This is a genomic window from Brevundimonas sp. KH_025 (assembly GCF_057839885.1).
In genome coordinates this window covers 2,958,119-2,983,800 of record NZ_CM174501.1, presented here as the reverse complement: position 1 = coordinate 2,983,800, position 25,682 = coordinate 2,958,119, and the positions used below count along the sequence as shown (strand labels likewise).

At 69.1% G+C, this 25,682-nt stretch carries 28 protein-coding genes; 19 read left to right on the top strand and 9 right to left on the bottom strand.

What is annotated here, in order from left to right:
* Positions 1-111 precede the first annotated feature (111 nt).
* The 3 genes from AC3IS2_RS14760 to AC3IS2_RS14750 all read left to right on the top strand — a co-directional run bounded on the left by AC3IS2_RS14760 (position 112) and on the right by AC3IS2_RS14750 (position 3,317).
* On the top strand, positions 112-459 hold the full coding sequence (locus AC3IS2_RS14760; RefSeq protein ID WP_489198540.1) for a YMGG-like glycine zipper-containing protein: 348 nt from the start codon (positions 112-114) through the stop codon (positions 457-459).
* 138 nt (positions 460-597) lie between these two features.
* Positions 598-1,056 (top strand): OmpA family protein, encoded by a 459-nt coding sequence (locus AC3IS2_RS14755; RefSeq protein WP_489198539.1) that lies wholly within the window; start codon positions 598-600, stop codon positions 1,054-1,056.
* A 98-nt stretch (positions 1,057-1,154) separates the two neighbouring features.
* Complete coding sequence (locus AC3IS2_RS14750) at positions 1,155-3,317, top strand: protein-disulfide reductase DsbD family protein (RefSeq protein ID WP_489198538.1); 2,163 nt, start codon at positions 1,155-1,157, stop codon at positions 3,315-3,317.
* Between the two features lie 130 nt (positions 3,318-3,447).
* Here AC3IS2_RS14750 and AC3IS2_RS14745 read toward each other — a convergent pair whose 3' ends face one another.
* Entirely contained in the window at positions 3,448-3,924 is a 477-nt protein-coding gene (locus tag AC3IS2_RS14745) for a hypothetical protein (RefSeq protein WP_489198537.1), read from the bottom strand.
* 125 nt (positions 3,925-4,049) lie between these two features.
* On the opposite strand from AC3IS2_RS14745, the gene pgi reads away from it, so the two are divergent.
* The 3 genes from pgi to AC3IS2_RS14730 all read left to right on the top strand — a co-directional run bounded on the left by pgi (position 4,050) and on the right by AC3IS2_RS14730 (position 6,507).
* Complete coding sequence (gene pgi, locus AC3IS2_RS14740; RefSeq protein WP_489198536.1) at positions 4,050-5,669, top strand: glucose-6-phosphate isomerase; 1,620 nt, start codon at positions 4,050-4,052, stop codon at positions 5,667-5,669.
* Positions 5,666-6,046 (top strand): DUF4260 domain-containing protein, encoded by a 381-nt coding sequence (locus AC3IS2_RS14735; protein ID WP_489198535.1) that lies wholly within the window; start codon positions 5,666-5,668, stop codon positions 6,044-6,046. Before pgi ends, AC3IS2_RS14735 begins: the two co-directional genes overlap by 4 nt.
* Before the next feature lie 65 nt (positions 6,047-6,111).
* Positions 6,112-6,507, top strand: coding sequence for a hypothetical protein (locus tag AC3IS2_RS14730; protein ID WP_489198533.1), 396 nt, complete (start codon positions 6,112-6,114; stop codon positions 6,505-6,507).
* Between the two features lie 61 nt (positions 6,508-6,568).
* Here the strand turns inward: AC3IS2_RS14730 and AC3IS2_RS14725 are convergent, their stop codons facing one another.
* The gene (locus AC3IS2_RS14725) at positions 6,569-7,042 is read right to left on the bottom strand and encodes a hypothetical protein (protein ID WP_489198532.1); all 474 of its coding nucleotides are present in this window, start codon (positions 7,040-7,042) and stop codon (positions 6,569-6,571) included.
* 158 nt (positions 7,043-7,200) lie between these two features.
* Complete coding sequence (locus AC3IS2_RS14720; RefSeq protein ID WP_489198531.1) at positions 7,201-7,647, bottom strand: DUF2141 domain-containing protein; 447 nt, start codon at positions 7,645-7,647, stop codon at positions 7,201-7,203.
* 263 nt (positions 7,648-7,910) lie between these two features.
* Here AC3IS2_RS14720 and groES point away from each other — a divergent pair, with 263 nt between their 5' ends.
* Both groES and groL read left to right on the top strand, forming a co-directional pair.
* Entirely contained in the window at positions 7,911-8,198 is a 288-nt protein-coding gene (gene groES, locus AC3IS2_RS14715) for a co-chaperone GroES (protein WP_489198530.1), read from the top strand.
* Positions 8,199-8,257: 59 nt separating this feature from the next.
* Entirely contained in the window at positions 8,258-9,901 is a 1,644-nt protein-coding gene (groL, locus tag AC3IS2_RS14710; RefSeq protein ID WP_489198529.1) for a chaperonin GroEL, read from the top strand.
* Positions 9,902-9,963: 62 nt separating this feature from the next.
* Here groL and AC3IS2_RS14705 read toward each other — a convergent pair whose 3' ends face one another.
* Complete coding sequence (locus tag AC3IS2_RS14705) at positions 9,964-10,908, bottom strand: LysR substrate-binding domain-containing protein (protein WP_489198528.1); 945 nt, start codon at positions 10,906-10,908, stop codon at positions 9,964-9,966.
* A gap of 89 nt (positions 10,909-10,997) precedes the next feature.
* On the opposite strand from AC3IS2_RS14705, the gene AC3IS2_RS14700 reads away from it, so the two are divergent.
* The gene (locus tag AC3IS2_RS14700; protein ID WP_489198527.1) at positions 10,998-11,138 is read left to right on the top strand and encodes a hypothetical protein; all 141 of its coding nucleotides are present in this window, start codon (positions 10,998-11,000) and stop codon (positions 11,136-11,138) included.
* A 13-nt stretch (positions 11,139-11,151) separates the two neighbouring features.
* On the opposite strand, the gene greA is transcribed toward AC3IS2_RS14700, so the two are convergent.
* Positions 11,152-11,628 carry a transcription elongation factor GreA gene (greA, locus tag AC3IS2_RS14695; RefSeq protein WP_489198526.1) on the bottom strand — a complete coding sequence of 159 codons (477 nt, stop codon included), beginning with the start codon at positions 11,626-11,628 and terminating at the stop codon, positions 11,152-11,154.
* 49 nt (positions 11,629-11,677) lie between these two features.
* Between greA and AC3IS2_RS14690 the strand changes: the two genes are divergently transcribed.
* From AC3IS2_RS14690 to AC3IS2_RS14680, 3 genes are all read left to right on the top strand, one after another.
* Positions 11,678-12,901: a TIGR03862 family flavoprotein gene (locus tag AC3IS2_RS14690; RefSeq protein ID WP_489198525.1), complete on the top strand. Its 1,224-nt coding sequence runs from the start codon at positions 11,678-11,680 to the stop codon at positions 12,899-12,901.
* Positions 12,902-12,982: 81 nt separating this feature from the next.
* The gene (locus AC3IS2_RS14685) at positions 12,983-14,647 is read left to right on the top strand and encodes a M28 family metallopeptidase (RefSeq protein ID WP_489198524.1); all 1,665 of its coding nucleotides are present in this window, start codon (positions 12,983-12,985) and stop codon (positions 14,645-14,647) included.
* A gap of 48 nt (positions 14,648-14,695) precedes the next feature.
* Positions 14,696-15,841: a serine hydrolase domain-containing protein gene (locus tag AC3IS2_RS14680; RefSeq protein WP_489198523.1), complete on the top strand. Its 1,146-nt coding sequence runs from the start codon at positions 14,696-14,698 to the stop codon at positions 15,839-15,841.
* A 3-nt stretch (positions 15,842-15,844) separates the two neighbouring features.
* On the opposite strand, the gene AC3IS2_RS14675 is transcribed toward AC3IS2_RS14680, so the two are convergent.
* The 3 genes from AC3IS2_RS14675 to AC3IS2_RS14665 all read right to left on the bottom strand — a co-directional run bounded on the left by AC3IS2_RS14675 (position 15,845) and on the right by AC3IS2_RS14665 (position 18,611).
* Positions 15,845-16,408: a nuclear transport factor 2 family protein gene (locus AC3IS2_RS14675; RefSeq protein ID WP_489198522.1), complete on the bottom strand. Its 564-nt coding sequence runs from the start codon at positions 16,406-16,408 to the stop codon at positions 15,845-15,847.
* Between the two features lie 42 nt (positions 16,409-16,450).
* Positions 16,451-17,455, bottom strand: a complete 1,005-nt coding sequence (gene rarD, locus AC3IS2_RS14670; RefSeq protein ID WP_489198521.1) for an EamA family transporter RarD — start codon at positions 17,453-17,455, stop codon at positions 16,451-16,453.
* Between the two features lie 109 nt (positions 17,456-17,564).
* Positions 17,565-18,611 carry an aspartate-semialdehyde dehydrogenase gene (locus tag AC3IS2_RS14665; protein ID WP_489200163.1) on the bottom strand — a complete coding sequence of 349 codons (1,047 nt, stop codon included), beginning with the start codon at positions 18,609-18,611 and terminating at the stop codon, positions 17,565-17,567.
* Positions 18,612-18,770: 159 nt separating this feature from the next.
* Here AC3IS2_RS14665 and zapE point away from each other — a divergent pair, with 159 nt between their 5' ends.
* Positions 18,771-19,907 carry a cell division protein ZapE gene (gene zapE, locus AC3IS2_RS14660; RefSeq protein ID WP_489198520.1) on the top strand — a complete coding sequence of 379 codons (1,137 nt, stop codon included), beginning with the start codon at positions 18,771-18,773 and terminating at the stop codon, positions 19,905-19,907.
* Between the two features lie 32 nt (positions 19,908-19,939).
* A complete protein-coding gene (locus AC3IS2_RS14655) occupies positions 19,940-20,506 on the top strand; it encodes a YbjN domain-containing protein (RefSeq protein WP_489198519.1) in 567 nt (188 codons plus the stop codon).
* A gap of 142 nt (positions 20,507-20,648) precedes the next feature.
* Here the strand turns inward: AC3IS2_RS14655 and mdh are convergent, their stop codons facing one another.
* Positions 20,649-21,611 (bottom strand): malate dehydrogenase, encoded by a 963-nt coding sequence (mdh, locus tag AC3IS2_RS14650; RefSeq protein ID WP_489198518.1) that lies wholly within the window; start codon positions 21,609-21,611, stop codon positions 20,649-20,651.
* Positions 21,612-21,752: 141 nt separating this feature from the next.
* Between mdh and AC3IS2_RS14645 the strand changes: the two genes are divergently transcribed.
* The 5 genes from AC3IS2_RS14645 to sdhA all read left to right on the top strand — a co-directional run bounded on the left by AC3IS2_RS14645 (position 21,753) and on the right by sdhA (position 25,677).
* Positions 21,753-22,499 (top strand): EcsC family protein, encoded by a 747-nt coding sequence (locus tag AC3IS2_RS14645; protein ID WP_489198517.1) that lies wholly within the window; start codon positions 21,753-21,755, stop codon positions 22,497-22,499.
* On the top strand, positions 22,496-22,912 hold the full coding sequence (locus tag AC3IS2_RS14640) for an HIT domain-containing protein (protein ID WP_489198516.1): 417 nt from the start codon (positions 22,496-22,498) through the stop codon (positions 22,910-22,912). The genes AC3IS2_RS14645 and AC3IS2_RS14640 overlap by 4 nt, the downstream gene beginning before the upstream one ends.
* A 125-nt stretch (positions 22,913-23,037) precedes the next feature.
* Positions 23,038-23,490 carry a succinate dehydrogenase, cytochrome b556 subunit gene (gene sdhC / locus AC3IS2_RS14635; protein WP_489198515.1) on the top strand — a complete coding sequence of 151 codons (453 nt, stop codon included), beginning with the start codon at positions 23,038-23,040 and terminating at the stop codon, positions 23,488-23,490.
* Positions 23,487-23,885 carry a succinate dehydrogenase, hydrophobic membrane anchor protein gene (locus AC3IS2_RS14630; protein WP_489198514.1) on the top strand — a complete coding sequence of 133 codons (399 nt, stop codon included), beginning with the start codon at positions 23,487-23,489 and terminating at the stop codon, positions 23,883-23,885. The genes sdhC and AC3IS2_RS14630 overlap by 4 nt, the downstream gene beginning before the upstream one ends.
* A gap of 7 nt (positions 23,886-23,892) precedes the next feature.
* Positions 23,893-25,677 (top strand): succinate dehydrogenase flavoprotein subunit, encoded by a 1,785-nt coding sequence (gene sdhA, locus AC3IS2_RS14625; RefSeq protein ID WP_489198513.1) that lies wholly within the window; start codon positions 23,893-23,895, stop codon positions 25,675-25,677.
* Positions 25,678-25,682: the final 5 nt, after the last annotated feature.

Sequence of the window (25,682 nt, the reverse complement as noted above, 5' to 3'; positions counted from 1 at the left end):
GCGACGCTCGAACGAAATAATGTGAAGCTTGACGCCTCCATCCCGGAACCGCCGCCTTTGCGCAGCGTTCTGTCGGTTTCAGGGGAGCAACCCCGGATGAAGGACAGACCCATGAACAAGGCGATCATCGCCATCGCCGGCGCCGGCCTTCTGGTCACAGCCTGCGCCAGTGATCCGTATTACGGCGGCGGCTCCAACGAAACCGTGCGTCAGGGCGCCATCGGCGCCGGCATCGGCGCTGTGGCCGGCGCCATCATCGGCAACCAGGTCGGCAGCGGCAACGCCGCCACCGGCGCGGCCATCGGCGCCGTGGTGGGCGGCGCCGCCGGCGCCATCCGCGGCTCGAACCAGGACCGCGCCAACCAGCAGCGCTATCGCGACAACCAGGGCCGCTACTACTACTGCTACGATAACCGCCAGAGCGAATGCTACTGGGAGAACGGCCAGCGTCGTTACTAAGAACGCTGGCGCCCGAAGGCTTTTCGGGTCAGGTTTCAGGGGCGGTCCGTTTGCGCGGGCCGCCCTTTTTGCTTTCTGCCGCTAACCTGCTGTTCGTGATGTCGCGCCCGGGGCTGGGCGTTTGTTGAGGGGCTTTTCATGAAACCGATCCTGCCTGTCGCCGTCGTCGGCGGCTTGACTCTCGCGCTGGCCGGCTGCTCGACGCCCGGCGCCTATAAGGAGCGCAGCGATCTGGTCAGCAATCCCGCCGCCTGCGCCGCCAAGCGCTTCGAGGTCTATTTCGACCAGGATCAGGCCCGTCTGACCATGGCCGCGCGCGAGGCCATCAGCCTGACCGCGACCCAGCTTCAGGGCTGCGACGTCACCAAGGTTCAGGTCCTCGGCCTGGCCGACGCCCGCACAGGCACGGCGGCCTCGAACCAGTCCCTGTCCGAACGCCGCGCCCGTTCGGTGGCCGAGGCCCTGGCCGGAGTCGGCCTGCCCGCCCCCGCCTTCGAGGTCGCCGCCGCCGGCGCCGACGGCGCCGTGGTCAACGGCGTCAACGATCCCTTGCGCCGTCGCACCGAGGTGGTGATCGAGGCCCAGCCCCGACGCTAGACCCAGGCGCCGATGCGACCGGGCGTCGCGGGACGGTGGCTGTAGGCGCGCGCGGCGGCTAAGGTCGCGGCACGTCCTCCATCGTCCGGTGCCGTCTTTTGCGTCTTCTCGCCGCCCTCCTCGTCTGGCTGACCTTCGCCGCCGCCTCGGCTTCGGCCGCTCCGTCCGCCCTGGACGAAGCCTTGAAGGCGGGCGCAACTGCCCCCTCAGGCCCCCAGCGCACCGAGCGGATCGAGGCGGAACTGGTCGCCATGAGCGCCTGGGCTGCGCCCGGCTCGACTGCGGTCGTCGCCGTGCGCCAGAAGATCCAGCCCGGCTGGCACACCTATTGGCGCAATCAGGGGGATTCCGGCGGCCCGACCACCCTGGACTGGACCCTGCCCGCCGGGGTCAAGGCCGGAGAGATCGTCTGGCCCCTGCCCGAGCGTCAGCGGCTCCAAACCCTGATGAACTACGGCTATTCCGACGCCGTCTTCCTGCCCGTCCCCGTCGAAGTGCCCGCCGACGCCCGGCCGGGCCAGGTCCTGCGACTGAAGACGACCGCGCACTTCTTCGTCTGCAGCGATCAGATGTGCGTGCCCGAAGACCTCGACCTGACGCTGGACCTCAAGGTTCAGGACGGGGCCGCCCCGCTGGACCCGCGCTGGGGCGCGGCCATCCAGTCCGTGGTCCAGTCGGCCCCGCGCCCCGCCGGGATCGAGGCCCGCGCCGCCTTCGTCGACGGCCAACTGACCCTGACGGCGACCGGCGGGCCGCTGGCCGGCGCCGCGCCGAAATGGGCCTATTTCTTTCCCTTCGAAGGCGGCGTCGTCGACCATGCCGCCGTCCAGACCGGCCAACGCGGTCCCGACGGCCTGACCCTGTCCGTCGCCGCCGGGCGCGGCCTGAGCGCCGAAGGACTGAAGGGTCCGGTCGCGGGCGTCCTGGCCACTGATCTGGGCGCCTGGGAGATTTCTGCGACGCCCGGCCCGGCCCTGCCCGGCGCGACCGGAAACGGCCCCCTGGCCAGCGGGGAAACCCCGGCTAAAGCGCCCGTCAGCCTGAGCGCCTTTGCTCAGGCGGCCCTGTTCGCCCTGCTGGGCGGGCTGATCCTCAACCTCATGCCCTGCGTCTTCCCCATTCTGGCGATGAAGGCGGCGGCGCTCAGCCGTTCGGCCCATCACCCGGCCGAGGCGCGCCGCGACGGTCTGGCCTTCCTGGCCGGGGTGCTGGCGACCTTCCTCATTCTGGCCGGGGCGCTTCTGGCCTTGCGCGCGGGCGGTCAGGCGCTGGGCTGGGGCTTCCAGTTGCAGTCGCCCGGCGTGGTCGCGGGCCTGTCGCTGCTGATGCTGGCCGTGGCGCTGAACCTGTCGGGCGTCTTCCACATCGGGGCGGGCTTGCAGGGCGCCGGCCACGGCCCGCTGGCGCGTCTGCCGGGCGCGCTGGGCGCCTTCTTCACCGGGGTTCTGGCCGTGGTGGTGGCGGCGCCCTGCACCGCCCCCTTCATGGCCTTCGCGCTCGGCGCCGCCCTCTTGATGCCGTGGCCGATGGCGCTGGCGGTCTTCCTCATGCTCGGCCTCGGCCTGGCCCTGCCCTATCTGCTGATCAGCCTCAGCCCCGGCCTGCTGGCCCGCCTGCCGCGCCCCGGTCCGTGGATGGCGACGCTCAGGAACCTGCTGGCCTTCCCCATGTACGGCGCGGCGCTGTGGCTGGCCTGGGTCTATGGCCGCCAGACCGCAGACGCGCTCGCTCTGCTGTTCGGCGCCGGCCTGATGCTGGCCTTGGCCCTGTGGCTCTACGGCCAGTCGCAGGCCGCCTCAGGAAAGGGCCGGCTCGCCGCCGTCGCCGCCGCCCTGTCGCTGGTCGCGGCGCTGGGCCTCGGCGTCCTGGCCGCCCGCGCCGCGCCCGCCTCAGACGACCGCGCGCAGACCTCTGGCCACCTGCCGTCGCAGCCCTGGTCCCAGACGGCGACGCAGGCAGCCCTGGCCGAGGGCCGTCCGGTGCTGGTCAACTTCACCGCCGACTGGTGCGTCACCTGCAAGATCAACGAGGGCGCCGCCCTGTCCTCGGCCAAGACGAGCGCCGCGCTGAAAGCCCATGACGCCGTCTATCTGGTCGCCGACTGGACCCGCCGCGACGACGCCATCACGGCGGAACTGGAGCGCCACGGCCGCTCGGGCGTGCCGCTCTACCTGCTCTATACGCCCGACCAGCCCGAGCCGCGCATCCTGCCGCAACTGCTGACCGAAGGCGTGATCGTCGACGCCCTCGGCGAGCGTTGAGCCGAGCGCGGCTCAGAAGCCCCCAGATCAAGCGGCCTCAGGTAGCCCGACGGGCGGTCAGCTCTCAAAAATGGGCCTCAAGTAGCCCGAAGGGCGATAGGCCCCCAAAGAAAGCCTAAACCGACCGTCTTCAGACGGCCGGTTTAGGCGGCGAGGTGATGACCTCGACGTTGTCGTTCAGCAGATAGGCCAGTTCTTCCAGCGCGATCTTGCGTTCGGCGGCGTTGGGGGCGGCCTCGAGGGCGGCGACCCTCTTGGGCATATCCTCGGAAATGCCGCGCAGGATGCATTTCAGGTCGTTGTCGGCACCGCGTTCCTTCAGCACCAGATGGCCCTGCAGGTCGCGGGCGGCCAGTTCGGTCGCCTGGGCCTTGAAGCCGGTGAAGGCGGCGCCGGCCAGGAAGCCCTCGGCGTCCGCCGCGCCCGAGGCGATCCAACCGTCGACGATGGCTTTCAGCGAACCCGAGCGCTCCACCAGATCGGCGAACAGGGGTTCATGCGCGACCGAGACGGGGGCGTCGGCGGCGACCGGCGGCTGAGCCGCAGCCTCGGCCACGGACGGGTCGCTGAGCATCAGGGCGGCGGCGAGGGCGAGACCACAGGACATGGCGCTTCCTTTTTCAGATCGCGCGCGAAAACCTTGTTAAAAGCTATGCTGCACGCATTCGATTGAATCCTCATACGCCTGAGCCGTAAACGAGGGCTTGCAGATCGCCGCTTTTGGAGACGACCGTGCCCCACGCCGCCTGGACCGAACTGGAAGCCGTCGCCCGCCGCGACGCGGAGGCCCGCATCCGTGACCAGTTCGCCGCCGATCCCGACCGGCTGAGCCGGATGTCCGTGGACGCCGCCGGCCTGCACCTGGACCTGACGAAACAGAGCTGGACCCGGGGTGGGTTCGAGGCCGCCCTGGATCTGGCCCGCGCCGCCGATGTCGAAGGCCGCCGCGCCGCCCTGTTCAACGGCGAGGCCGTCAACGCCTCCGAGCGACGCGCCGTCCTTCACCCCGCCCTGCGCGCCGCGCCGAGCGCCGATTTCCGCGCTCTGGGCGAAGCGGTTTCAGCCGAGGTCGATCGGGCGCGCGGCCAGATGCGCGACTACGCCCATGCCGTCCGCTCCAGCCTGGAGACAGGCGCGACCGGCCGCCCCTTCAAGGCCGTGGTTCACGTCGGCATCGGCGGCTCGGACCTGGGGCCGCGCCTCATCTGGGACGCCCTGCGTCCGCTCGATCCGGTGATCGACGTGAGGTTCGTCGCCAATGTCGATCCGCGCGACATGGCCGAGACCCTGATCGGGCTGGAGCCGGAAACCACCCTGGTCATCGTCGTCTCCAAGACCTTCACGACGCAGGAGACCCTGACCAACGCCGAGGCCGCGCGGGCCTGGCTGGCCGCGTCCCTGCCGGCCGAGGGCATGGACAAGCATTTCATCGGCGTCACCGCCGCCCCCGAGAAGGCCGCCGCCTTCGGCTGCGGGCGCACCTTCGCCTTCCGGGACTGGGTCGGCGGCCGCTATTCCCTGTGGTCAGCGGTCAGCCTCAGCTGCATCATCGGCCTGGGCTGGGACGTGTTCCAGGGCTTCCTCGACGGCGCCGCCGACCTGGACCGGCATTTCCTCGAAGCGCCGCTGGAGGCCAACGCCCCGGTGCTGCTGGCCCTGGCCCAGATCTATAATGTCGACGGTCTGCATCGCCCGTCGCGCACCGTCGCGCCTTACGCCCACGCCCTGCGCCGCCTGCCGGCCTTCCTGCAGCAGCTGGAGATGGAATCGAACGGCAAGCGCGTGCGCCGCGACGGCTCCCCCGTCGGCCGCCAGACCTGCCCCGTCGTCTTCGGCGAGCCCGGCACCAACGGCCAGCACGCCTTCTTCCAGCAGATCCATCAGGGGCCGCAGGTGGTCCCGGCTGAGTTCATCATCGTCGCCAGAACTCTTGAGAAGGATGGGCGCTGCGAGACCTCGGAAAGCCCGCTGTGGGCCAACGCCCTGGCCCAGGGCCAGGCCCTGATGCAGGGCAAGACCGAGGCCCAGGCTCACGCCGAACTGATCGCCTCGGGCGCGTCGGAGGCCGAGGCCGACCGCCTGGCCCCGCACAAGACCTTCCCCGGCAATCGGCCCTCGACCGCCATCCTCATGGACCGGCTGACGCCGCAGGCGCTGGGCGCCCTGATCGCCCTCTATGAGCACAAGACCTTCGTCGAGGGCGTGATCTGGGACATCAACAGCTTCGACCAGTGGGGCGTCGAACTGGGCAAGGTGCTGGCCAAGGCCGTGCTCAGGGACGTCGCGGCAGGCGCGCCCTCGCCCGACCTCGACCCCTCGACGGCGGCCCTGCTGACCCGGCTGCTGAAGTGACCGTCGTCGCCCCGATCTGGCAGAGGCTGGAGGGCCTGGCCCTGCTGGCCGTCTCCGTCCTGGGCTACGCCCGGTTCGGCCAGGGGTGGCTGCTGTTCGCCGCCCTCTTCCTGGCGCCCGACCTGTCCTTTTTCGGCTATCTGGCCGGGCCGCGCCTCGGCGCCTGGGCCTACAACCTCGCCCACAGCCTGATCGGGCCGCTGCTGCTGGCGGCGACGGGCCTGCTGACCGGCGGCGGCTTCGTGACCGCCCTTGCCCTGATCTGGCTGGCCCACATCGGCTTCGACCGCGCCCTCGGCTACGGGCTGAAGTCGCCGGACGCCTTTGGCGTCACCCATCTGGGCCTGATCGGAAAAGCGCAAAGAGCCGCTGCCTAAGAACCAGCGCGGCGGAACCTCGAGGCCAGCTTCACCGTTCCACGGCCTCAACCTGGAAAGCTCCCATGCTCAAGCCCCTTCTCCTCGCCGCCCTGATCGCCACAGCCCTGCCGGCCGCCGCCCAGGACCACAGCCGCACTGAAAGGGTCCAGTTCGCGCGCGGCGCCTCTTCGGCCACGCTGCACGGCAATCTGCACGGCTATGACTCGGTCGATTACGTCGTCGGCGCGCGTCGGGGCCAGACCATGACCGTGCGGATGCAGACCACCAACGCCTCAGCCTATTTCAACGTCCTGCCCAGCCGCGGCGACGGCACGGCCCTGGACGGGGCGGCCAATGTCGTCGACTGGCGCGGCGTTCTGCCGTCCAGCGGCGACTACGTCGTGCGGGTCTATTTGATGCGCAACGCCGCTCGCCGCGACGAGCACGCCAACTACACATTGACCGTCGGCGTCCGCTGACGCCGGCCACGAAAAAGGCCCGGCGTTGCGGCCGGGCCTTCATTCGCCGCGGCGCTGGAGCCTACCAGCGGCGGTCGTAGCGATAGTCGCGGTCGTGGCGATGGTCGCGGCGGTTCTGGTGGCTGCGCCACTCGCCGTGGTTCCGCCAGTAGCGGCCGTCGCGGTAATAGCGCCCGTTGTCACGGCCTTCGTAGCGGTCGTTGTAGTAGCCGTCGCGGCTGTTGACGCCGTGCTCGCGCTCCCAGTGGCCCTGGTTCCGGTAGCAGCGGCCGCCGCGGTAATAGTTGCAGTTGTCGCGGTCGCTGTCGGAAGACACGGCGGCCAGGCCGGCGCCGGCCAAGGCACCGCCGGCGATATAGCGTCCGTCGCCCTGGCCGATGAGGGCGCCGGCGACGCCGCCGACGACGGCGCCGATCACGGCGTCGCGGCCGGTGTTGTCGCGGTCACGGTCGCGATAGTTCTGGGCGGCGGCGGGTGTGGCCGCCAGCATCGTCAGAGCCATCGCGCCGACGCCGATCTTGGAAATGGTCTTCATGGCGGGGGCTCCTTTCGAAAGCCGGTTGATCCGTTGTCCCCTTTTTAGGAGGCCCCCGCTGAACGACCCCAAGGGGGTTTGTTCATTTTCCAGTCATCTTGCACCCCCGCCGAAATCGGCTCCCGGTCATGCGCCAGGAGCCGTTTCGCCCGTCCGGCTCAGCCCCCGGACGGATACTGCATGGCCACGCTCACGTCGGCGCCCCCGCTCGCGGGCACGGTGAACTTGACCTGATCGAAGGTCGGGGCGGCCCTCAGGGTCTCGCCGCGGAACATGGCCCAGCCCTCGGCGGGCATGCCGTTCGACAGGGCCATCTGCTGGTCGCCGTTCATGTCGTGCAGGACCGAGATGGAATAGTCCCCCGGCGCCACGTTCTTCAGGATGACGACCTGGCGCCCGGCCGTGGGCGCCTTGATGATCTCGCCGTGGTCGCCCTCATGCTTCAGGAACTGGGCGGACGTCTGCAGCCCGACCAGCAGGTCGCCGCCGCGCGCCTGAACGCCGGTCACGGTGATGACGACATCGCCGGCGAGGGCCGAACCGGCCCCCATCAGCACGAAGGACGACAGGGCGGCGGCCAGGGCCGCCTTTTGAACCGCTTGCATCTTCTCTCTCCTCCCCTCGTGACCGGAGCCGGAGCGGCCCCTCGGGTTTCACAAAGACAATGAACTTTGTAATTTAAAGCTCTTGGAGTCAATAGGCCAGAATCCGCCCCTCTTTCGCAGCCGTCGCCTTGACGCCTTGGACCGGCCCTCCTACTTGCCCCAAGCGTTAGCACTCTCGCCGACCGGCTGCCAAAGCGGCGGTCGCGGGGGCGCCGCCCACCATTTCAAAACGCCCCGCTTCGGGGGTTTAAGGGAGAAGTCCGATGGCGTTTCGTCCGCTCGGCGACCGCGTGCTGGTCAAGCGCGTTGAAGAAGAATCCAAGACCAAGGGCGGGATCATCATCCCCGACACGGCCAAGGAAAAGCCGCAAGAAGGCGAAGTGATCGCCGTCGGCAAGGGCGTCCGTGACGAAGACGGCGAGTTCGTCGCCCTGGACGTCGCTGTTGGCGACCGCATCCTGTTCGGCAAGTGGTCGGGCACGGAAGTGAAGATCGAAGGCGACGACCTGATCATCATGAAGGAATCCGACATCCTGGGCGTGCTGGCTTAATCGCCTCCCCATTTGTCGTAGAATTCTTTCAATAAAAACATTCAGATAGGAGCAGGCTCATGGCTGCTAAGATCGTAAAATTCAACACCGACGCCCGCGACAAGATGCTGAAGGGCGTCAACGTCCTGGCTGACGCCGTCAAGGTGACCCTGGGTCCGAAGGGCCGCAACGTCGTGATCCAGAAGTCGTTCGGCGCCCCGCGCTCGACCAAGGACGGCGTCTCGGTCGCCAAAGAGATCGAGCTGGAAGACGCCTTCGAGAACATGGGCGCCCAGATGATCCGCGAAGTCGCCTCCAAGGCGAACGACAACGCGGGCGACGGCACCACCACCGCCACCGTCCTGGCTCAAGCCATCGTGCAAGAGGGCCTGAAGGCCGTCGCCGCCGGCATGAACCCGATGGACCTGAAGCGCGGCATCGACCAGGCCGTCGCCGTGGCCCTGGACGAAGTGAAGACCATCTCCAAGCCGGTCTCGAACAACTCGGAAATCGCCCAGGTCGGCACCATCTCGGCCAACGGCGACGCTGAAATCGGCGAGCTGATCGCCCTGGCCATGGCCAAGGTCGGCAACGAAGGCGTCATCACGGTCGAGGAAGCCAAGACGGCCGAAACCACCGTCGACATCGTCGAAGGCATGCAGTTCGACCGCGGCTACCTGTCGCCCTACTTCATCACCAACGCCGACAAGATGGAGGTCGCCCTCGAAGAGCCCCTCATCCTGCTCCACGAGAAGAAGCTGACCTCGCTGCAGCCCATGCTGCCGGTGCTGGAAGCCGTGGTTCAGTCGGGCCGCCCCCTGCTGATCATCGCCGAGGACATCGAAGGCGAAGCCCTGGCCACCCTGGTGGTCAACAAGCTGCGCGGCGGCCTGCGCGTCGCCGCCGTCAAGGCTCCGGGCTTCGGCGACCGCCGCAAGGCCATGCTGGAAGACATCGCCATCCTGACGGGCGGCCAGGTCATCTCGGAAGACCTCGGCATCAAGCTGGAAACGGTCACGCTCGACATGCTCGGCAAGGCCAAGAAGGTCCAGATCACCAAGGACGACACCACCATCGTCGAAGGCGCCGGTGAGAAAGAGGGCATCGAAGCCCGCGTCTCGCAGATCAAGCGTCAGATCGAGGACACCACCTCGGACTACGACAAGGAAAAGCTGCAAGAGCGTCTGGCCAAGCTGGCCGGCGGCGTCGCCGTCCTGCGCGTCGGCGGTTCGACCGAAGTCGAAGTGAAGGAAAAGAAGGACCGCGTCGACGACGCCCTGAACGCAACCCGCGCCGCTGCCGATGAAGGCATCGTCCCGGGCGGCGGCGTGGCCCTGCTGCAAGCCTCCAAGAAGCTGGTCGACCTGAAGGGCGCCAACGCCGATCAGAACGCCGGCATCGCCATCGTCCGTCGCGCCCTGCAGGCTCCGATCCGTCAGATCTCGGAAAACTCGGGCGTCGAAGGCTCGATCGTGGTCGGCAAGGTCATGGAGTCGAAAGACGCTTCGTTCGGCTTCAACGCCCAGACCGAAGAATACGGCGACCTCGTCCAGATGGGCGTGATCGACCCGGCCAAGGTCGTCCGTTCGGCTCTGAAGTCGGCCGCCTCGGTCGCCGGCATCATGATCACGACGGAAGCCGCCATCGCCGACGCCCCCAAGAAGGGCGGCGCCGGCGCCCCCGACATGGGCGGAATGGGCGGCATGGGCGGCATGGACTTCTAAGTCCAAGCCAACCAACGCTAGAACCAAGGAAGGGCGGGATCGAAAGGTCCCGCCCTTTTTCTTTAGGCCCCCGCTTCCCCCACCTCGCGTCCCGCCAACCTCGCGCCCTCGACCACCGCCGGGTCCGACCGCGCCGTGTCCAGCAGCCAGTCGCGGAAGCGGGCGATCTTGGGGGTCAGGCGGCGGGCGGGCGGGTAGCAGATCCAGTAGCCCTCGGCCAAGGCGACGGTCTGAGAAAAGGGGCGGACCAGCAGGCCGCGCTTCAACTCGCGGGCGTAGAGGATGGGCGAGCCCAGGGCCACGCCCTGATCGCCGAGGGCGGCCGCCACCTCCATGGCCTGATTGTCGGCGGTCAGGCGCGGGGGCGGGGCCGCGTCGGCGGGGGCCACCCCGGCGGCGGCGAACCAGGCGGCCCACTCGCCCTTGTCTCCGACCAGATGGGCGCGCTTCAGATCGGCGGGGGTCTTCAGATCCAGTTGGTCGCGCATGGCCGGGGTGCAGACCGGGGTGAAGACGGCGGGCATCAGGAAGCGGCTCTCCAGGCCCGGCCACTGACCCGAACCGAAACGCAGGGCCACGTCCAGCCCGTCGGCGCTGAGGCTGGACAGGATGGAGCTGGTGTCCACCCGCACCGCCAGATCGGGGTTGGCCAGTTGGAAGGCCCCTAGCCGCGTCGCCAGCCACTGGGTCGCCAGGGTCTGCAGGGTGGTGATGGCCAGCACCCCCTGATCCGCCTCGACCACGTCGGCCACGGCCCGCCGCAGCAAGGTCATGGCCTCGGTCGCCGCCGTGGCCAGCCGCTCGCCCTCGGGCGTCAACGACACCTGCCGCGTGCCGCGCACGAACAGGGGCCGATCCAGCCTCTGCTCCAGGTCGCGGATGCGCCAGCTGACCGCCGCCTGGCTCATGCCCAAGGCCTCGGCGGCGCGGGTGAAGCTGAGCAGGCGCGCGGCGGTCTCGAACACCCTCAGGGCGTCGACGGGAATGCGGGACAGGACGTCAACCATAAGCAAGCCTTATGCGTGAACTCCATCGTCTCGTTTGTGCACGCCCCGCGTCAACCGCATATTCGGGTCACACGAAAGGAGGACGACTGATGGAAGAAATGTATCGCACTCATAAGGAACCCGCGTGGGGCTGGATCGGCGCCCTGCTGGAAGCGCGCAAGCCCGTCGCGCCCGTCAGCGCCAAGGCGCGCCGCCCCGCCGCGGCCTCGGCCCGACGCGCGGCCTGCTGACCCTCGACGCAGCCTAGTCGACGGCGACGATCTCGACCGACTGGCCCGCCACGCTTGCCTCGTCGCCGACCCGCTTGCCCATCAGGGCGCGGGCCAGGGGCGAGACGTGGCTGACGCTGCCCTTGGCCGGGTCGGCCTCGTCCTCGCCGACGATGCGCCAGGTCTGGGTGCGGCCGTCCTCGCGCTCGATGGTCACAGAGCCGCCGAAACGCGCCCGGCCGTCCGGCGCCGTCTCCAGCAGTTGCGCCGTGGCCCGCCGCGACGACCAGTAGCGCAGGTCGCGCGTGGCCCGCGCCATGGCGGTGCGGTCGGCCTCGATCGAGCCCTGGGTCTGGGCCTTGGTATAGGCCGCGCGCGCCGAGGCCAGTTCGGCCTCGATCATCGCCAGCCCCTCGGCCGTGACATGATTGGGATGGGGCGAGATCGGCCGGTCCACCAGGTCGGCGGCTGTGGCTTCCAGATCTTCTTCTCGGGTGAAGGCGACGCTCATGAGGACAGAGCGTATGCCGTTCGCGGACGTTCCGGTCTAGGAAGGCGTCATGAACGACGCGCCTTCCTCCACACCCTTCACTGTCGCCGTGATCGGCGCCGGCCCCGCCGGGCTGATGGCCGCCGAGCGGCTGGCCTCCGCGGGCCTGCGCGTCGTCGTCCACGAGCGGATGCCGTCCGTCGGCCGCAAGCTGCTGATGGCCGGTCGCGGCGGGCTGAACCTGACCCATTCGGAGGCGCTGGTGCCCTTCCTCGACCGCTACGGCCCGGCGCGGGACCGTGTCGCCGGCTGGCTGGACGCCTTCTCTCCCGCCGACCTGACCGCCTGGGCCGAGGGCCTGGGCCAGGAGACCTTTGTCGGCTCCTCGGGCCGGGTCTTCCCGAAAGCCATGAAGGCCTCGCCCCTGCTGCGGGCCTGGCTGGCGCGGCTGGAGGGCCTGGGCGTCGAGGTCCGCGTCCGCTCGCGCTGGACCGGCTGGAAGGATGGGGCGCTGACTTTCGACACGCCAGAGGGCGAGACGCTGGAACGGCCCGAGGCCGTGGTTCTGGCGCTCGGCGGGGCCAGCTGGGCCAAGCTCGGCTCAGACGCCGCCTGGGTTCCGGGGCTGACCGAAGCGGGCGTCGCCGTCGCCCCCTTCCGACCCGCCAACGTCGGCTTCGACGTGGACTGGTCGCCGCTGTTGCGCGACCGCTTCGCCGGCCAGCCGGTGAAGGGCGTCGCCGTGACCCACGCCGGACTCACCGTGCGCGGCGAGGCCATGATCGCCGCCTATGGCGTCGAGGGCGGGGCCGTCTACGCCCTGTCGGCGGGCCTACGCGACGCCATCGCGCGCGACGGGTCGGCCGAGCTGAAGCTGGACCTGCGGCCCGACCTCAGCCGTCCCGCCCTGACCCAGAAGCTGCTGAAGCCGCGCGGCAAGGACAGCCTGTCCAACTGGCTGCGCAAGATCGTCCACCTCGACCCCGCCGCCATCGCCCTGCTGCGCGAGGGCGGACCGCTGCCGAGCGAGCCCGGTCCTCTGGCGGCGCGCATCAAGGGCGTGACCCTGACCCTGACCGGGGTTCAGGGCCTGGCCCGCGCCATCTCCTCAGCCGGGGGCGTGACGCTGGACGCCGTGGACGAGCGGCTGATGCTCACGGCCAAGCCCGGCGTCTTCGTGGCTGGCGAGATGCTGGACTGGGAGGCCCCGACCGGCGGCTATCTGCTGCAGGCCTCCTTCGCGTCCGGCGTGGTGGCGGCGGGCGGCGTTCTCGACTGGCTCAAGACCCGCTGATCGACCAAGGCTGGGGTCGACAGGCCGGGCGCGAGGGCGCAGCCTGTCGCCCTCCCCTTCGCTGTCGTTCGAGTACGCCTGATGTCGATGTCCCGTTCCGCCGCCGCGCTCGGCCTGATCGCCGCCCTGATGACCTCGACCTCGGCGCTGGCCCAGGTAGCGACCCAGACCGCGCCGACCGGCCGCGTCGATCCCGCCCGGCTGAACGAGGCCACCCGGGTTCTGGCCTCGGACGCGTTCGAGGGCCGCGCCCCGGTCACGCCGGGCGAGGACAGGACCATCGAATGGCTGTCGCAACAGTTCCAGGCCCTCGGCCTGGAGCCCGGCGGACCTGACGGATCCTGGGTTCAGGTCGCACAGGTCAGCCGCACCAGCCAGGACGGCCCAGCGGCCATCAGCGTCACGGCCAAGGGCCAGACCACGGCCCTGCAGCGCGCCACGGACGTCATCGTTTCGTCCGACCGGCCGGTCGATCACGTGACCCTGACCGACGCGCCCCTGGTCTTCGTCGGCTATGGCGTGGACGCGCCCGAGCGCGGCTGGGACGACTACAAGGGCGTCGATCTGCGCGGCAAGATCATGCTGGTCCTGGTCAACGATCCCGACTTCGGCGCGCCCGAGGGCCATCCTGTGGCGGGCAAGTTCGACGGCCAAGCCATGACCTTCTACGGCCGCTGGACCTACAAGTTCCAGGTGGCGGCGGCGCACGGGGCGGCAGGCGTCCTGGTCATCCACGACACGCCGGGGGCGGGCTATCCCTGGTCGACGCTGCAGAATTCCTCGGTCGCGCCCAAGTTCGACATCGTCCGCGCCGACCCGGACAAGGAGCGCGTCGCCGCGCAGGGCTGGATCCAGGGCGCCGTGGCCGAAAAGCTGTTCCAGGACGCGGGTCTCGATTTCGCGGCGCTGAGGGCGCAGGCGCGCACGCCCGACTTCCGCCCCGTGGCGCTGGACGGCGTGACCATGTCCATCGACTTCGGCCAGACGGCTGATCGGGTGCAGACCCGCAACGTCATGGCCCGCCTGCCGGGCGCGACCCACCCGGACGAGACCGTCATGTTCGGCGCCCACTGGGACGCCTATGGCCGGGCCACGCCCAAGAACGGCGACGACATCTATAACGGGGCCGTGGACAATGCGACGGGCGTGGCGGCGGTGCTGGAGCTGGCCCGCCTGTTCGCCGAGGGGCCGCGCCCGGAACGCTCGACCGTCTTCGTCAGCTGGGCCGCCGAGGAGACGGGCCTGCTGGGGGCCGAATACTACGCCGCCAACCCGGTCTGGCCGCTGGAGACCACGGTCGCCAACATCAACATGGACAGCCTGCTGCCGGGGACCGAGATCGATCCCAACATCGTCGTCATCGGCGCGGGCAAGAATGATCTGGACGACCGTCTGGCCGTGCTGGCGGGCCGCGAAGGCCGCCGCCTGATCCCCGATCCGGCGCCCCAGGCCGGGGCCTTCTATCGCTCCGACCACTTCCCCCTGGCGAGGAAGGGCGTGCCCGCCCTGTTCGCCGCCGCTGGCTTCACCGGCCACAACGCCGCCAGCCGCGACTATGTCGCCAACCGCTATCATCAGCCCACGGACGAATGGACGCCTAAGTGGAAGATGGACGCCGCCGCCGCCGACGTGCAGCTACTGTACGAGGTCGGCTACGCCCTGGCCAACTCGCGCGACTGGCCGGCGTGGAAGCCGGGCGACGAGTTCGAGGCCGCGCGCCAAGCCTCGGCCGATGCCCGCAAGTGATTGGGCGCAAGCCGTGACCTCAGCCGACTGACGCGCTAGACCGCCCGCATGACCGACCTGCCCGAAATCCACGGCCTCTGCCCCGCCCGTTTCAACGCGGTGAAGGACGCCTTCGTCGCCAACTTCGTCGATGCGCCCGAGGGGCTGAACGAGCTGGCGGCGCGCTTTTCCGTCGTCATCGACGGCGAGGTGGCGCTGGACCTATGGGCCGGGTCGGCCGATCTGGCGGGGACCAAGCCCTTTACCGAGGACACGCTGGTTCCGGTCTTCTCGACCGGCAAGGCGGTCATGGCCCTGATGATCGCGCGCTGCGTGGACAAGGGCCTGCTGTCCTATGAGGACCGGGTCGCCGACCACTGGCCGGCCTTCGGCGCGGCGGGCAAGGAGCAGCTGACCGTCGGCCAGCTGATGAGCCACCAGTCGGGCCTGCCGGGCTTTTCCGACGGGGTCGAGCCGGCCATCTGGTTCGACCGTCAGGCCGTGCTGGACAGGCTGGCGGCCCAGGCTCCGTTGTGGGAACCCGGCACCGCGTCAGGATACCATCCGATCACCATCGGCTATCTGGCGGGCGAGCTGTTCCGCATCGTCGACGGGCGCAGCATGGGGACGGCGCTGCGCGAAGACTTCGCCGCGCCGTTTGATCTGGACCTGTGGATCGGCCTGCCCGAGAGCGAGCACGGGCGCGTGGCGCAGATGAGGAAGCCCGCCGCCGCGCCCGACCTCGGCCCCATCGACGCGGTCAAGAAGGCCGCCTTCCTCGACCGGGGCTCGGCGCCGGGCGGGCGCGGATCGACCGAGTGGCGGATGGCGGAGATCCCCTCGGCCAACCTGCACGGCACGGCGAAGGATCTGGCGCGGATCATGTCGATCATCGCCACCGGCGGCGGCCTGGGCGGCCGGGCGGTGCTGTCGGCCGAGACCCTGGAGCAGGCCACGCGCGAGCGCATCCGCGGCCTCGACAAGGTCGTGCCCTTCAACATGAACTGGGCGGCGGGCTTCATGCGCAATGAGGGTCTGAACGTCTTTGGTCCCAACCCGCAGACCGTCGGCCACACCGGCTGGGGCGGGTCGATGGCCTTCGCCGATCCGGGCGCGCGGGTTTCAGCCGCCTACGTCATGACGCGCCAGTCGCCGCACCTGATCGGCGATCCGCGCGCCCTGCGGCTGGTCGAGGCGCTCTACGCCGCCCTCTAGGCGTCAGGCCTCAGCGCCCCAGGCCAGCTGGTCGTGGACGATGCGCCAGCCCTCGGGCGTGCGGCGCAGGACGCGGGTGAACAGGCCGCGCTGGGTCTTGCCCTCGCGCCGCACCACCACCCGGCCCGAGGCCACCGTGGTGTTGACGTCGAACTGCAGGGTCTCGAACCACTCATAGGTCATCAGGCCGAGGCCGCCGGGCTGGGCGGCGCGGGCGGCAAGGGCGGCGCGCACGGCGTCCGGCCCCTTCAGCGGCGCGTCGCCGAGGAAGACCAGCAGGGGTTCGTCAGCGACATAGGTGGCCATCACCGCCTCGACGTCGCCCGACGACCAGGCCTCGGCGGCGGCGTCCAAGGCAGCGCTGACGGCGTCGAAGGTCTCGGCCGTGGTCGGGACGACGACCGGCGGGGTCGAGGCGGCGGGCGCCTCGCTGCGCGCGGTGCGGATCACTTCGTCGCCGTCCCCCTGCATCCCGATGCTCTGGGCGCAGGCGGACGAGCCGGCCGCCAGGGCGACGGCCAGGACCAGGGAACGGGCAAGGGCGGCGAGGGAGCGGGCGCGGATCATCGTCCCTTCTAGGCTGGAACGGCGCCCGACCTCAACGCGGCTTCAGCGCGGGCGTTCGCTCTCTTGGTCCAGCGTCGCCATACGGTCCTCAGCGGGGTCGTCCAGCAGGCCGGGTTCGGGCGCGACGATGGTTTCCGCCGTGCGGCTGGACCGGCGCACCTTGAGCACCGCCCCGACGGCGAAGACGGCGGCGCCCAGCCAGATGAAGGCGAAGGAGGCGATGCGCAGCCCGCCGAGGGCCTCCCCCTGCATGGCGCCGATGAAGAAGACGATGGTCGGGGCCAGGAACTGCAGGAAGCCCATGCTGGACAGGGGCATACGCCGCGCCGCCCAGGCGAACAGGGCCAGCGGGATGACCGTGGCCGGACCGGCGAACAGCAGCCAGAAGGTGGCGGCGGGCGAGGCGGTGAAATGGCCCTGCCCCGTCGCCTCGATGAAGACGACCCAGGCCAGGCCGGGCGCGGCCAGCAGCAGGCACTCCATGAACAGGCCGGTCTGGGCGTCCACCGAGACGCGCTTCCTGATGATGCCGTAGCCGGCGAAGCTGAAGGCCAGCAGCAGGGACACCCAGGGCGCATGACCCAGGGCCAGGGTCTGCAGCACCACGCCGACGGCGGCCAGGCCGATGGCGGCGGCGCCGAAGCGGTCGATCCGTTCCCGGAACAGCCAAGCCCCGGCGGCCATGTTGAGCAGGGGATTCAGATAGTAGCCAAGCGAGGCGTCCAGGGTCCGGCCGTTGTTCACGGCCACGACATAGGTGGTCCAGTTGGCAGCGATCAGCACCGCCGACAGGGCCAGCCAGCCCAGCACCTTGGGCTGGCGGAAGACGGCGAGAACTTGCGTCCACTGACGCGCGATCAGCACCAGCAGCAGGGCCCACAGCACGCCCCAGACGGCGCGGTGGCCCATGATCTCCCAGGCGTCCGCGCCCTGATGCGCCATCTGCTGGAAGACCAGGGGGATGAAGCCCCACAGCAGGTAGCAGCCCACCCCCGCCATCAGGGCGGCGCGAGCTTCGGACGAGTTCGGGGAGGGGGACGCGGTCACGGCGGACCTTTCGGCCTCCGCCGCGCCACAGGCGCGACGGAGGCTTGGAGAGGATACGAAGGGCCTCAAGCAGCCCCGCGCCGCGCGCGGGGCGTTAGGCCCCCTTCACTTAGACCGTCAGGCTGCGATAGCCGCTGGACGGGGTGATGACGCCGGTTTCGTCCAGCAGCTGGGCGATCTGGACGGCGTTCAGGGCCGCGCCCTTGCGCAGGTTGTCCGAGACGACCCAGAACGACAGGCCGTTCTCGACGGTCGGATCCTTGCGGATGCGGCTGACATAGACGGCGTGTTCGCCAGCGGCGTCGACGGGGGTGATGTAGCCGTCGTGCTCCAGCTTATCGATGACCTGGACGCCCGGGGCTTCGCGCAGGATCTCGCGGGCCTCGTCCGGCTCGATCGGGCGATCGAACTCGACCGTCACGGACTCCGAGTGGCCGACGAAAACCGGCACGCGGACGCAGGTCACGGTCAGCTTGATCGAGGGGTCGATCATCTTGTGGGTCTCGTCCCACATCTTGGCTTCCTCGTCGGTGTAGCCGTCGTCGCGGAAGGAGCCGATGTAGGGGATGACGTTGAAGGCGATCTGCTTGGGGAACTTCTTGGGCGTGGCGTCGCCCAGGCCGTAGATGGCCTTGGTCTGGTTCCACAGCTCGTCCATGCCTTCCTTGCCGGCGCCCGACACGGATTGATAGGTCGAGACCACCACGCGCTTGGCCTTGGCCGCGTCATGCAGCGGCTTCAGCGCCACGACCAGTTGGGCGGTCGAGCAGTTGGGGTTGGCGACGATGTTCTTCTTGCGCGCCAGCTTGACCGCGTCGGGGTTCACCTCGGGCACGATCAGCGGCACGTCCGGATCCATGCGGAAGGCCGAGGAGTTGTCGATGACGATGGGACCAGCCTTGCCGATCTTCTCGGACCAGGCCTTGGACACCGTGCCGCCCGCGCTCATCAGCACCAGGTCGACGGTGGAGAAGTCGAACTGCTCCAGGTCCTCGCACTTCAGCGTCTTGTCGCCGAAGGACACCTCCACGCCCTTGGATTTTCGCGAGGCGATCGCATGCATTTTATCGACCGGGAAGTTCAGTTCCTCGATGATGTTCAGCATTTCCCGGCCGACGTTGCCGGTGGCGCCAACGATGGCGACGCGATAGCCCATGATGAAAATATCCTTGTAGGGGCGCTGGGGAGAAAAGCGGTTCTGCATTTGGGTCTTTCGCAAGCGCGAAGCAACCAGTTTCACCCAATTTCCTGACTTCGCGGCCAGAGCAAGGCCGCCGCCTTTCCTGATCGCCCCCTTGGCGCTATGCCGCTGGGCATGACCTCCCGCATCCGCAACGCCTACGACATCCGCGTCGAAGAGGGCGTGATCGCCCCCGATCCGCAGCAACTGGACCTGCTGGCCGCGCTGGAGCGGCTGGAGGCGGATCTGGCGAAAAAGGGCCTGTTCGCCCGCCCGCCCGAGGTGAAGGGCATCTACATCTGGGGACCGCCGGGACGCGGCAAGTCCATGCTGATGGACCTGTTCTACTCGGCCACGCCCGAGCAAAAGAAGGTCCGCGCCCACTTCCACGCCTTCATGGCCCGCATCCACGACCTGGTGAAGCAGTGGCGCGAGGGCGACGCGCGGAGCCGCAAGGCGGTGTTCGGCACCAGCAAGGGCGATGATCCCATCCCGCCGATCGCGGCCCTGATCGCCTCGGAAGCCCGGCTGCTGTGCTTCGACGAACTGCAAGTCACCGACATCGCCGACGCCATGATCCTGGGCCGGCTGTTCGAGGCCCTGTTCGAGAAGAAGGTGGTCCTGGCCGTCACCTCGAACCGCGCGCCCGAGGACCTCTACAAGCACGGCATCAACCGCCAGCTCTTCCTGCCCTTCATCGACATCCTGCGCGCGCGCTGCGAGGTGGTGGAGACGGCGGGCGCCCGCGACTTCCGCCTGGACCGGATGGCCGGCGCCCAGGTCTGGTTCTCGCCGCTGGACGACGCCGCCCGCGACGGGTTCGAGACCCTGTGGTCGGACCTCAAAGGGGGCGAACCCGAGGAACCCGCCGCCCTGCCGGTCCTGGGCCGTCAGGTGCGGGTCAAGCGGACGGTCGGCGGCATGGCCCGGGCGACCTTCAACGAACTGTGCGGGACGCCGCTGGGGCCGCAGGACTATCTGGCGATCGCCCGGCGCTTCCACACCCTGTTCCTGTCGGACGTGCCGACGCTGTCCCCCGCCAACCACCACGAGGCGCGCCGTCTGGTGACGCTGATCGACGCCCTCTACGAGGCCAAGACCCGGCTGGTCGTTCTGGCCGAGGCCGAACCCGAAGCCCTCTACGCCGAAGGGGTCGGCGCCTTCGAGTTCGAACGCACCGTCTCGCGGCTCAATGAGATGCGCAGCGCCTCCTGGCTGGCGCAGAGAGGCGACGACGAAGAACAGGACAATCTGGCGTCCGCCCACGCCTGAGGTAGGGTGGGCGAAATCAAACGGAGACGCCCGTGACTTCCACCCTCAGCGCCCTCGCCTTCGCCGCCGCCCTGACCGCCAACCTGGCGGCCAGCCCGACCACCACCCTGGCCCAGACGCCCGCCGCCCAGGCCGCTCCCGCCGCGGCGCCGGCCACGGCGGCGACCGGCCTGCCCGTCGCCGCCGTGATCGACTGGTTGAAGGCGCAAGGCCTGACCGTCGGCGAGGTGCAGGGCGGCGGCCAGCCCTATGTCCAGGTGCGCGAGAATGAGAACCTGTCCTGGACCGTCACCTTCAACAGCTGTGAAAATCAGGTCTGCGGCGACCTGCAGTTCGGCGCCGGCTTCAGCAACCCTCAGGTGACGCTGGACAGGGTCAACGCCTGGAACGCCGAGCGCCGCTTCACCAAGGCCTTCTACGAGGCCCCGTCGGGCGGACGGCCGAACGGCGCCGCCATCTTCCAGCAGGACGTGGTGCTGCTGAACGGCATCGGTCCGTCGCAGCTGACCGACAGCGTCGCCATCTGGCGCAGCCTGCTGCCCGTCTTCGCCCTGCACGTCGGCTATTTCACGCCCAGCGCAGCGACCCCGGCCAACTGACACGAAAAAAGGGCCGCACCCGAGGATGCGGCCCTTCTCATTTGTTCGGCCGCGGCCAGAAGGCTCCGCCTTCTCGACCCGACGCGGCCGGAGCGCCTAGGCGCTCAAGCAGCGAGGCTCCGCGAGCCGAGCGATAGCGCCCTTAAGCGAGCGAGGGCTCGATGTCCTTGCAGGCCTGGATCAGGCCGTTCACCGACTCGACCGACTTGGCGAACATGGCCTTTTCTTCGTCGTTGGTGGTGAACTCGACGATCTTCTCGACGCCGGCGGCGCCGATCAGGGCCGGGACGCCGACGTAGAGGTCCGACAGGCCGTATTCGCCCGACAGCCAGACGGCGCAGGGCAGGACGCGCTTCTGGTCCAGCAGGTAGGAGCGGGCCATGGCGATGGCCGATTCAGCCGGAGCGTAGAAGGCCGAGCCGGTCTTCAGCAGGGCGACGATCTCGCCGCCGCCCTTGCGGGTGCGCTCGACGATGGCGTCCAGTTCGGCTTGCGTCAGGAAGCCGGCGGCGACGGCGTCCGGCAGCGGCAGGCCGCCCACGGTCGAGTGGCGCACCATCGGCACCATGTCGTCGCCGTGACCGCCCAGGGTCCAGGCGTTGATGTCCTGCACCGAGACGCCGGTCTTTTCAGCCAGGAAGTAGGCGAAGCGGGCCGAGTCCAGCACGCCGGCCATGCCGACGACCTTGGCCTTGGGCAGGCCCGAGAACTTCTGCAGGGCCCAGACCATGGCGTCGAGCGGGTTGGTGATGCAGATGACGAAGGCGTTGGGGGCGTGTTGCTTGATGCCCTCGCCGACGGCCTTCATGACCTTGAGGTTGATGCCGATCAGGTCGTCGCGGCTCATGCCTGGCTTGCGCGGCACGCCGGCGGTGACGATGCAGACGTCGGCGCCCGCGATGTCGGCGTAGTCGTTGGCGCCCTTGAGGGACACGTCCTGACCGAAGACGGCCGAGGCCTCGGCGATGTCGAGGGCTTTGCCTTGCGGCGTGCCTTCGGCGATGTCGAACAGGATGACGTCGCCCAGCGCTTCGCGCGCAGCCACGTGGGCCAGGGTTCCGCCGATCATTCCGGCGCCAATAAGGGCGATCTTCGCGCGAGCCATACAGGTCTCTCCAGTCGATGTTGCGTGTGCGAAACGGTACTCGATGGCGGGCGGTCTAGACCCGCAGCGGAGCGGGAGCAAGCGTCGGGCGTTGCGCCTTTGGTCGGCCCCTGCGAGGGTCGTCTGATCCAGAGAGGCATGATGACCGCCGCAGAAGACGATCGACAGTATGAGGCGCGCGTCTTGGCCGAGGCCGAGGCCTGGCGCGAGCGCCAGCTGCGCCGTCCAGGCCTGTGGGACATGACCACCCGCGCGACCCAGGACCGGATCAACAAGGTCATCCCCGAGCGGATCCACCAGATCGTGACGTCCGGCGTCGAGCTGGCGACGCGCGGCATCATGACCGGCGCCGACTGGACCACGGCCAAGCCTCTGCTGCACGGCAGCCTGCGCAAGCGCGAAGAGCTGATCCAGACCCGCGTCGACTTCTACCGCACCACGGCCAGCGTCGAGGGCGGGGTGGCGGGGGCCGGCAGCTTCCTGCTGGCGGCGGCGGATTTCCCGGCCCTGCTGGCCATCAAGATCAAGCTGCTGGCCGAAATCGGCGCCCTGTACGGCCATTCGGGCAAGACCTTGGGCGAGCGGCTGTTCCTGCTGCGCATCTTCCAGATGGCCTTTTCCAGCGCCAAACACCGCCCCAAGGCCCTGGCGGCGCTGGAGGCGGCGGGCAAGGGACTGCACCAGCCCGAACGCATCCAAGACTTCGACTGGCGCAGGTTCCAGCTGGAGTACCGGGACTACATCGACCTGGCCAAGCTGGCCCAGCTGATCCCCGTCATCGGGGCGCCGGTCGGGGCCGTGGTCAACTGGCGGCTGACGACCCGGCTGGCGACGACGGCGATGAACGCCTATCGCCTGCGCTGGTTCGAGGACGAGCATCTGACATGACTGACTTCAAAGCTGATCCCGCCTTCGAGGCCGGGTCGCTCTTCGCCGCCGACTGGCCCCTGTGCCAGGTGCGGCTGCAGGACGACGCGCGTTTTCCCTGGCTGATCCTGCTGCCACGCATCGAGGGCGCGGTCGAACTGGACGATCTGACGCCCGAACAGCGCGCGGTGCTGACCGAAGAGATGGTGCGGGCGGGCGAGGTCGTCCGCGCCCTGGGCCAGGCGGCGGGCCGCCCCATCGACAAGCTGAACACGGCGGCGCTCGGCAACGTCACCCGCCAGCTGCACGTCCATGTCGTCGGGCGACGCCGCGACGACGGCCTGTGGCCCGATCCGATCTGGGGCCGTCCGGGCGCCGTTCGCCTGTCCGAAGCCGATCGAGCCGCCTTGTTGCGAGCGATTCGCGAAGCCTGATCAGGAAAATGCGATCCGCGGCGCTTATCCGCCCCGGTTCGTTGACACCCGGCCTTTGCGGTCACTAAAGCCTATCGCACTGCAACCGGCCCTGTTTTTCCACAGGTTTTTTGAGAATCATTCGCATGTCGAACCTTCCCCAGGATGCGGGCGACCCGACTGGCCGCTACGTCCGCCATCCCAACGGCCATGTCGCGCCGATGTCGCCCTTTACCGACGTCTGGCGGTGGCACGTGACCATGACGGCCTCCATCCTGTTCCGGGTCACCATCGGCGCGGCCACGGTCGGCGCCGTCCTGCTGCTGGGCTGGGTCGCGGCGGTCGCCGCCGGACCTGAGGCCTACGCCAAGGTTCTGGCCTGCTCGGCCTCGCCGTTCGGCCTGTTCATCTGGTTCGGCCTGTCGCTGGTGCTGTTCTCCTTCCTGCTGAACGGCACGCGCCACCTGATCAACGACGCCGGCAAGGGCCTTGATCTCAAGTCCGCCAATCTGATGGCCAACATCGCGGTCTGGGGCCCTCTGGTCGTGACCGTCCTGTTCTGGGTCGTCCTGTTCGCCGCCGGAAAGGTTTCGCTGTGAGCGCCGCCCCCAAGTTCAAGAACCATGTGAAGATCTCCGAGCGCCACGGCGCCGGTGAATGGAAGATCGAGAAGCTGGCCCTGCTGGCCCTGATGCCGCTGGGCCTCTGGGTCCTGTCGTCGGGCTTCACCCTGGCCGGCGCCGGCTATGAGGCCGTGGTCGCCTGGTTTAGCAATGCGCTGAACGCCGGCCTGCTGGGCCTGACGGCGATCGTCTTCTTCCTGTTCGCCAGCCTGGCCTGGAAGGTCATCATCGAGGACTACGTCCCCGCGCCGTCGGCCCGGACGACCCTGATCAACCTGTCGAACCTCGTCTTCCTCGTGCTGGCCGCCGCCAGCATCTTCTTCATCGTGCGTGTGGCGATGGGCTCCGCCCCGCTGCCCGCCGGAGTCTGATCCCGCCATGGCTGCTTACGAGCTTATCGATCACGAATACGACGTCGTCGTCGTCGGCGCGGGCGGTTCGGGCCTGCGCGCCGCCTTGGGCGCGGCCCAGCAGGGCCTGAAGGTCGCCTGCGTCACCAAGGTCTTCCCCACACGGAGCCACACGGTCGCGGCGCAGGGCGGCATCTCCGCCTCGCTCGGCAACATGGGCGAGGACTCCTGGCAGTGGCACATGTACGACACCGTCAAGGGGTCGGACTGGCTGGGCGACCAGGACGCCATCGAATACCTGGTCCGTAACGCGCCCAAGGCCGTCTACGAGCTGGAACACTGGGGCGTGCCCTTCAGCCGCACCGAAGAAGGCAAGATCTACCAGCGCGCCTTCGGCGGCATGACCCGCAACTTCGGCGAAGGCCCGGTGCAGCGCACCTGCGCCGCCGCCGACCGCACCGGCCACGCCATCCTGCACACCCTGTACGGCCAGTCGGTCCGTCGGGAAGTGAAGTTCTTCGTCGAATACTTCGCTCTGGACCTGATCATGCAGGACGGCGCCTGCACCGGCGTCACCGCCCTGCAGCTCGACACCGGCCAGATGCACCAGTTCCGCGCCAAGATGGTGGTGCTGGCGACCGGCGGTTACGGCCGCGCCTACTTCTCGGCCACCTCGGCCCACACCTGCACCGGCGACGGCAACGCCATGGTGCTGCGCGCCGGCCTGCCGCTGCAGGACATGGAGTTCGTGCAGTTCCACCCGACCGGCATCTATGGCGCCGGCTGCCTGATCACCGAGGGCGCCCGCGGTGAAGGCGGCTACCTGACCAACTCGGAAGGCGAGCGCTTCATGGAGCGCTATGCGCCGACCGTGAAGGACCTGGCCCCGCGCGACATGGTTTCGCGCTCCATGACCATCGAAATCCGCGAAGGCCGCGGCGTGGGTCCGAACAAGGACCACATCTTCCTGCACCTGGACCACCTGGATCCCAAGATCCTGCACCAGCGCCTGCCGGGCATTTCGGAGTCGGCCAAGATCTTCGCCGGCGTCGACGTGACCAAGGAGCCCATCCCGGTCCTGCCGACCGTCCACTACAACATGGGCGGCATCCCGACGAACTATCACGGCGAAGTCCTGACCCTGCGCGACGGCAACCCCGACAGCGTGGTTCCGGGCCTGATGGCCGTGGGCGAAGCCGCCTGCGTCTCGGTGCACGGCGCCAACCGCCTCGGCTCCAACTCGCTGACCGACCTGGTGGTGTTCGGCCGCGCCGTCGGCCTGCGCTGCGGTGAAGTGGTGGACAAGGCCTCGGCCGTGCCGTCAGCCTCCAAGGCCCAGACCGACGAACACCTGGCCCGCCTCGACCGCTTCCGCAACGCCTCGGGTTCGACCCCGACCGCCAAGCTGCGCCTCGAAATGCAGCGCGCCATGCAGTCGGACGCCGCCGTCTTCCGCACCGGCAAGACGCTGGACGAAGGCGTGGCCAAGCTGCGCCAGATCGACGCCGCCGGCACCGACATCAAGACCACGGACCGCGGCCTGATCTGGAACACCGACCTGATCGAGACGCTGGAATACGACAACCTGATCGCTCAGGCGCTCGTGACCATCGAAGGCGCAGCCAACCGCACGGAATCGCGCGGCGCCCACGCCCGCGAGGACTTCCCGGATCGCGACGACGTCAACTGGATGAAGCACACCCTGGCGTGGAAACGTCCGGGCGAAGGCGTCCAGATCGATTACCGCCCGGTGCACAAGTACACGATGACCGACGAAGTCGCCTACATCGAGCCCAAGGCTCGGGTTTACTAAGGGAG

Bases quoted from the DNA above. Each gene is read 5' to 3' on its own strand.
- AC3IS2_RS14760 (WP_489198540.1), top strand. From the start codon at position 112: ATGAACAAGGCGATCATCGCCATCGCCGGCGCCGGCCTTCTGGTCACA.
- AC3IS2_RS14755 (WP_489198539.1), top strand. From the start codon at position 598: ATGAAACCGATCCTGCCTGTCGCCGTCGTCGGCGGCTTGACTCTCGCG.
- AC3IS2_RS14745 (WP_489198537.1), bottom strand. From the start codon at position 3,924: ATGTCCTGTGGTCTCGCCCTCGCCGCCGCCCTGATGCTCAGCGACCCG.
- AC3IS2_RS14730 (WP_489198533.1), top strand. From the start codon at position 6,112: ATGCTCAAGCCCCTTCTCCTCGCCGCCCTGATCGCCACAGCCCTGCCG.
- AC3IS2_RS14725 (WP_489198532.1), bottom strand. From the start codon at position 7,042: ATGAAGACCATTTCCAAGATCGGCGTCGGCGCGATGGCTCTGACGATG.
- AC3IS2_RS14720 (WP_489198531.1), bottom strand. From the start codon at position 7,647: ATGCAAGCGGTTCAAAAGGCGGCCCTGGCCGCCGCCCTGTCGTCCTTC.
- groES (WP_489198530.1), top strand. From the start codon at position 7,911: ATGGCGTTTCGTCCGCTCGGCGACCGCGTGCTGGTCAAGCGCGTTGAA.
- groL (WP_489198529.1), top strand. From the start codon at position 8,258: ATGGCTGCTAAGATCGTAAAATTCAACACCGACGCCCGCGACAAGATG.
- AC3IS2_RS14705 (WP_489198528.1), bottom strand. From the start codon at position 10,908: ATGGTTGACGTCCTGTCCCGCATTCCCGTCGACGCCCTGAGGGTGTTC.
- AC3IS2_RS14700 (WP_489198527.1), top strand. From the start codon at position 10,998: ATGGAAGAAATGTATCGCACTCATAAGGAACCCGCGTGGGGCTGGATC.
- greA (WP_489198526.1), bottom strand. From the start codon at position 11,628: ATGAGCGTCGCCTTCACCCGAGAAGAAGATCTGGAAGCCACAGCCGCC.
- AC3IS2_RS14690 (WP_489198525.1), top strand. From the start codon at position 11,678: ATGAACGACGCGCCTTCCTCCACACCCTTCACTGTCGCCGTGATCGGC.
- AC3IS2_RS14685 (WP_489198524.1), top strand. From the start codon at position 12,983: ATGTCGATGTCCCGTTCCGCCGCCGCGCTCGGCCTGATCGCCGCCCTG.
- AC3IS2_RS14680 (WP_489198523.1), top strand. From the start codon at position 14,696: ATGACCGACCTGCCCGAAATCCACGGCCTCTGCCCCGCCCGTTTCAAC.
- AC3IS2_RS14675 (WP_489198522.1), bottom strand. From the start codon at position 16,408: ATGATCCGCGCCCGCTCCCTCGCCGCCCTTGCCCGTTCCCTGGTCCTG.
- AC3IS2_RS14665 (WP_489200163.1), bottom strand. From the start codon at position 18,611: ATGGGCTATCGCGTCGCCATCGTTGGCGCCACCGGCAACGTCGGCCGG.
- zapE (WP_489198520.1), top strand. From the start codon at position 18,771: ATGACCTCCCGCATCCGCAACGCCTACGACATCCGCGTCGAAGAGGGC.
- mdh (WP_489198518.1), bottom strand. From the start codon at position 21,611: ATGGCTCGCGCGAAGATCGCCCTTATTGGCGCCGGAATGATCGGCGGA.
- AC3IS2_RS14645 (WP_489198517.1), top strand. From the start codon at position 21,753: ATGACCGCCGCAGAAGACGATCGACAGTATGAGGCGCGCGTCTTGGCC.
- AC3IS2_RS14640 (WP_489198516.1), top strand. From the start codon at position 22,496: ATGACTGACTTCAAAGCTGATCCCGCCTTCGAGGCCGGGTCGCTCTTC.
- sdhC (WP_489198515.1), top strand. From the start codon at position 23,038: ATGTCGAACCTTCCCCAGGATGCGGGCGACCCGACTGGCCGCTACGTC.
- sdhA (WP_489198513.1), top strand. From the start codon at position 23,893: ATGGCTGCTTACGAGCTTATCGATCACGAATACGACGTCGTCGTCGTC.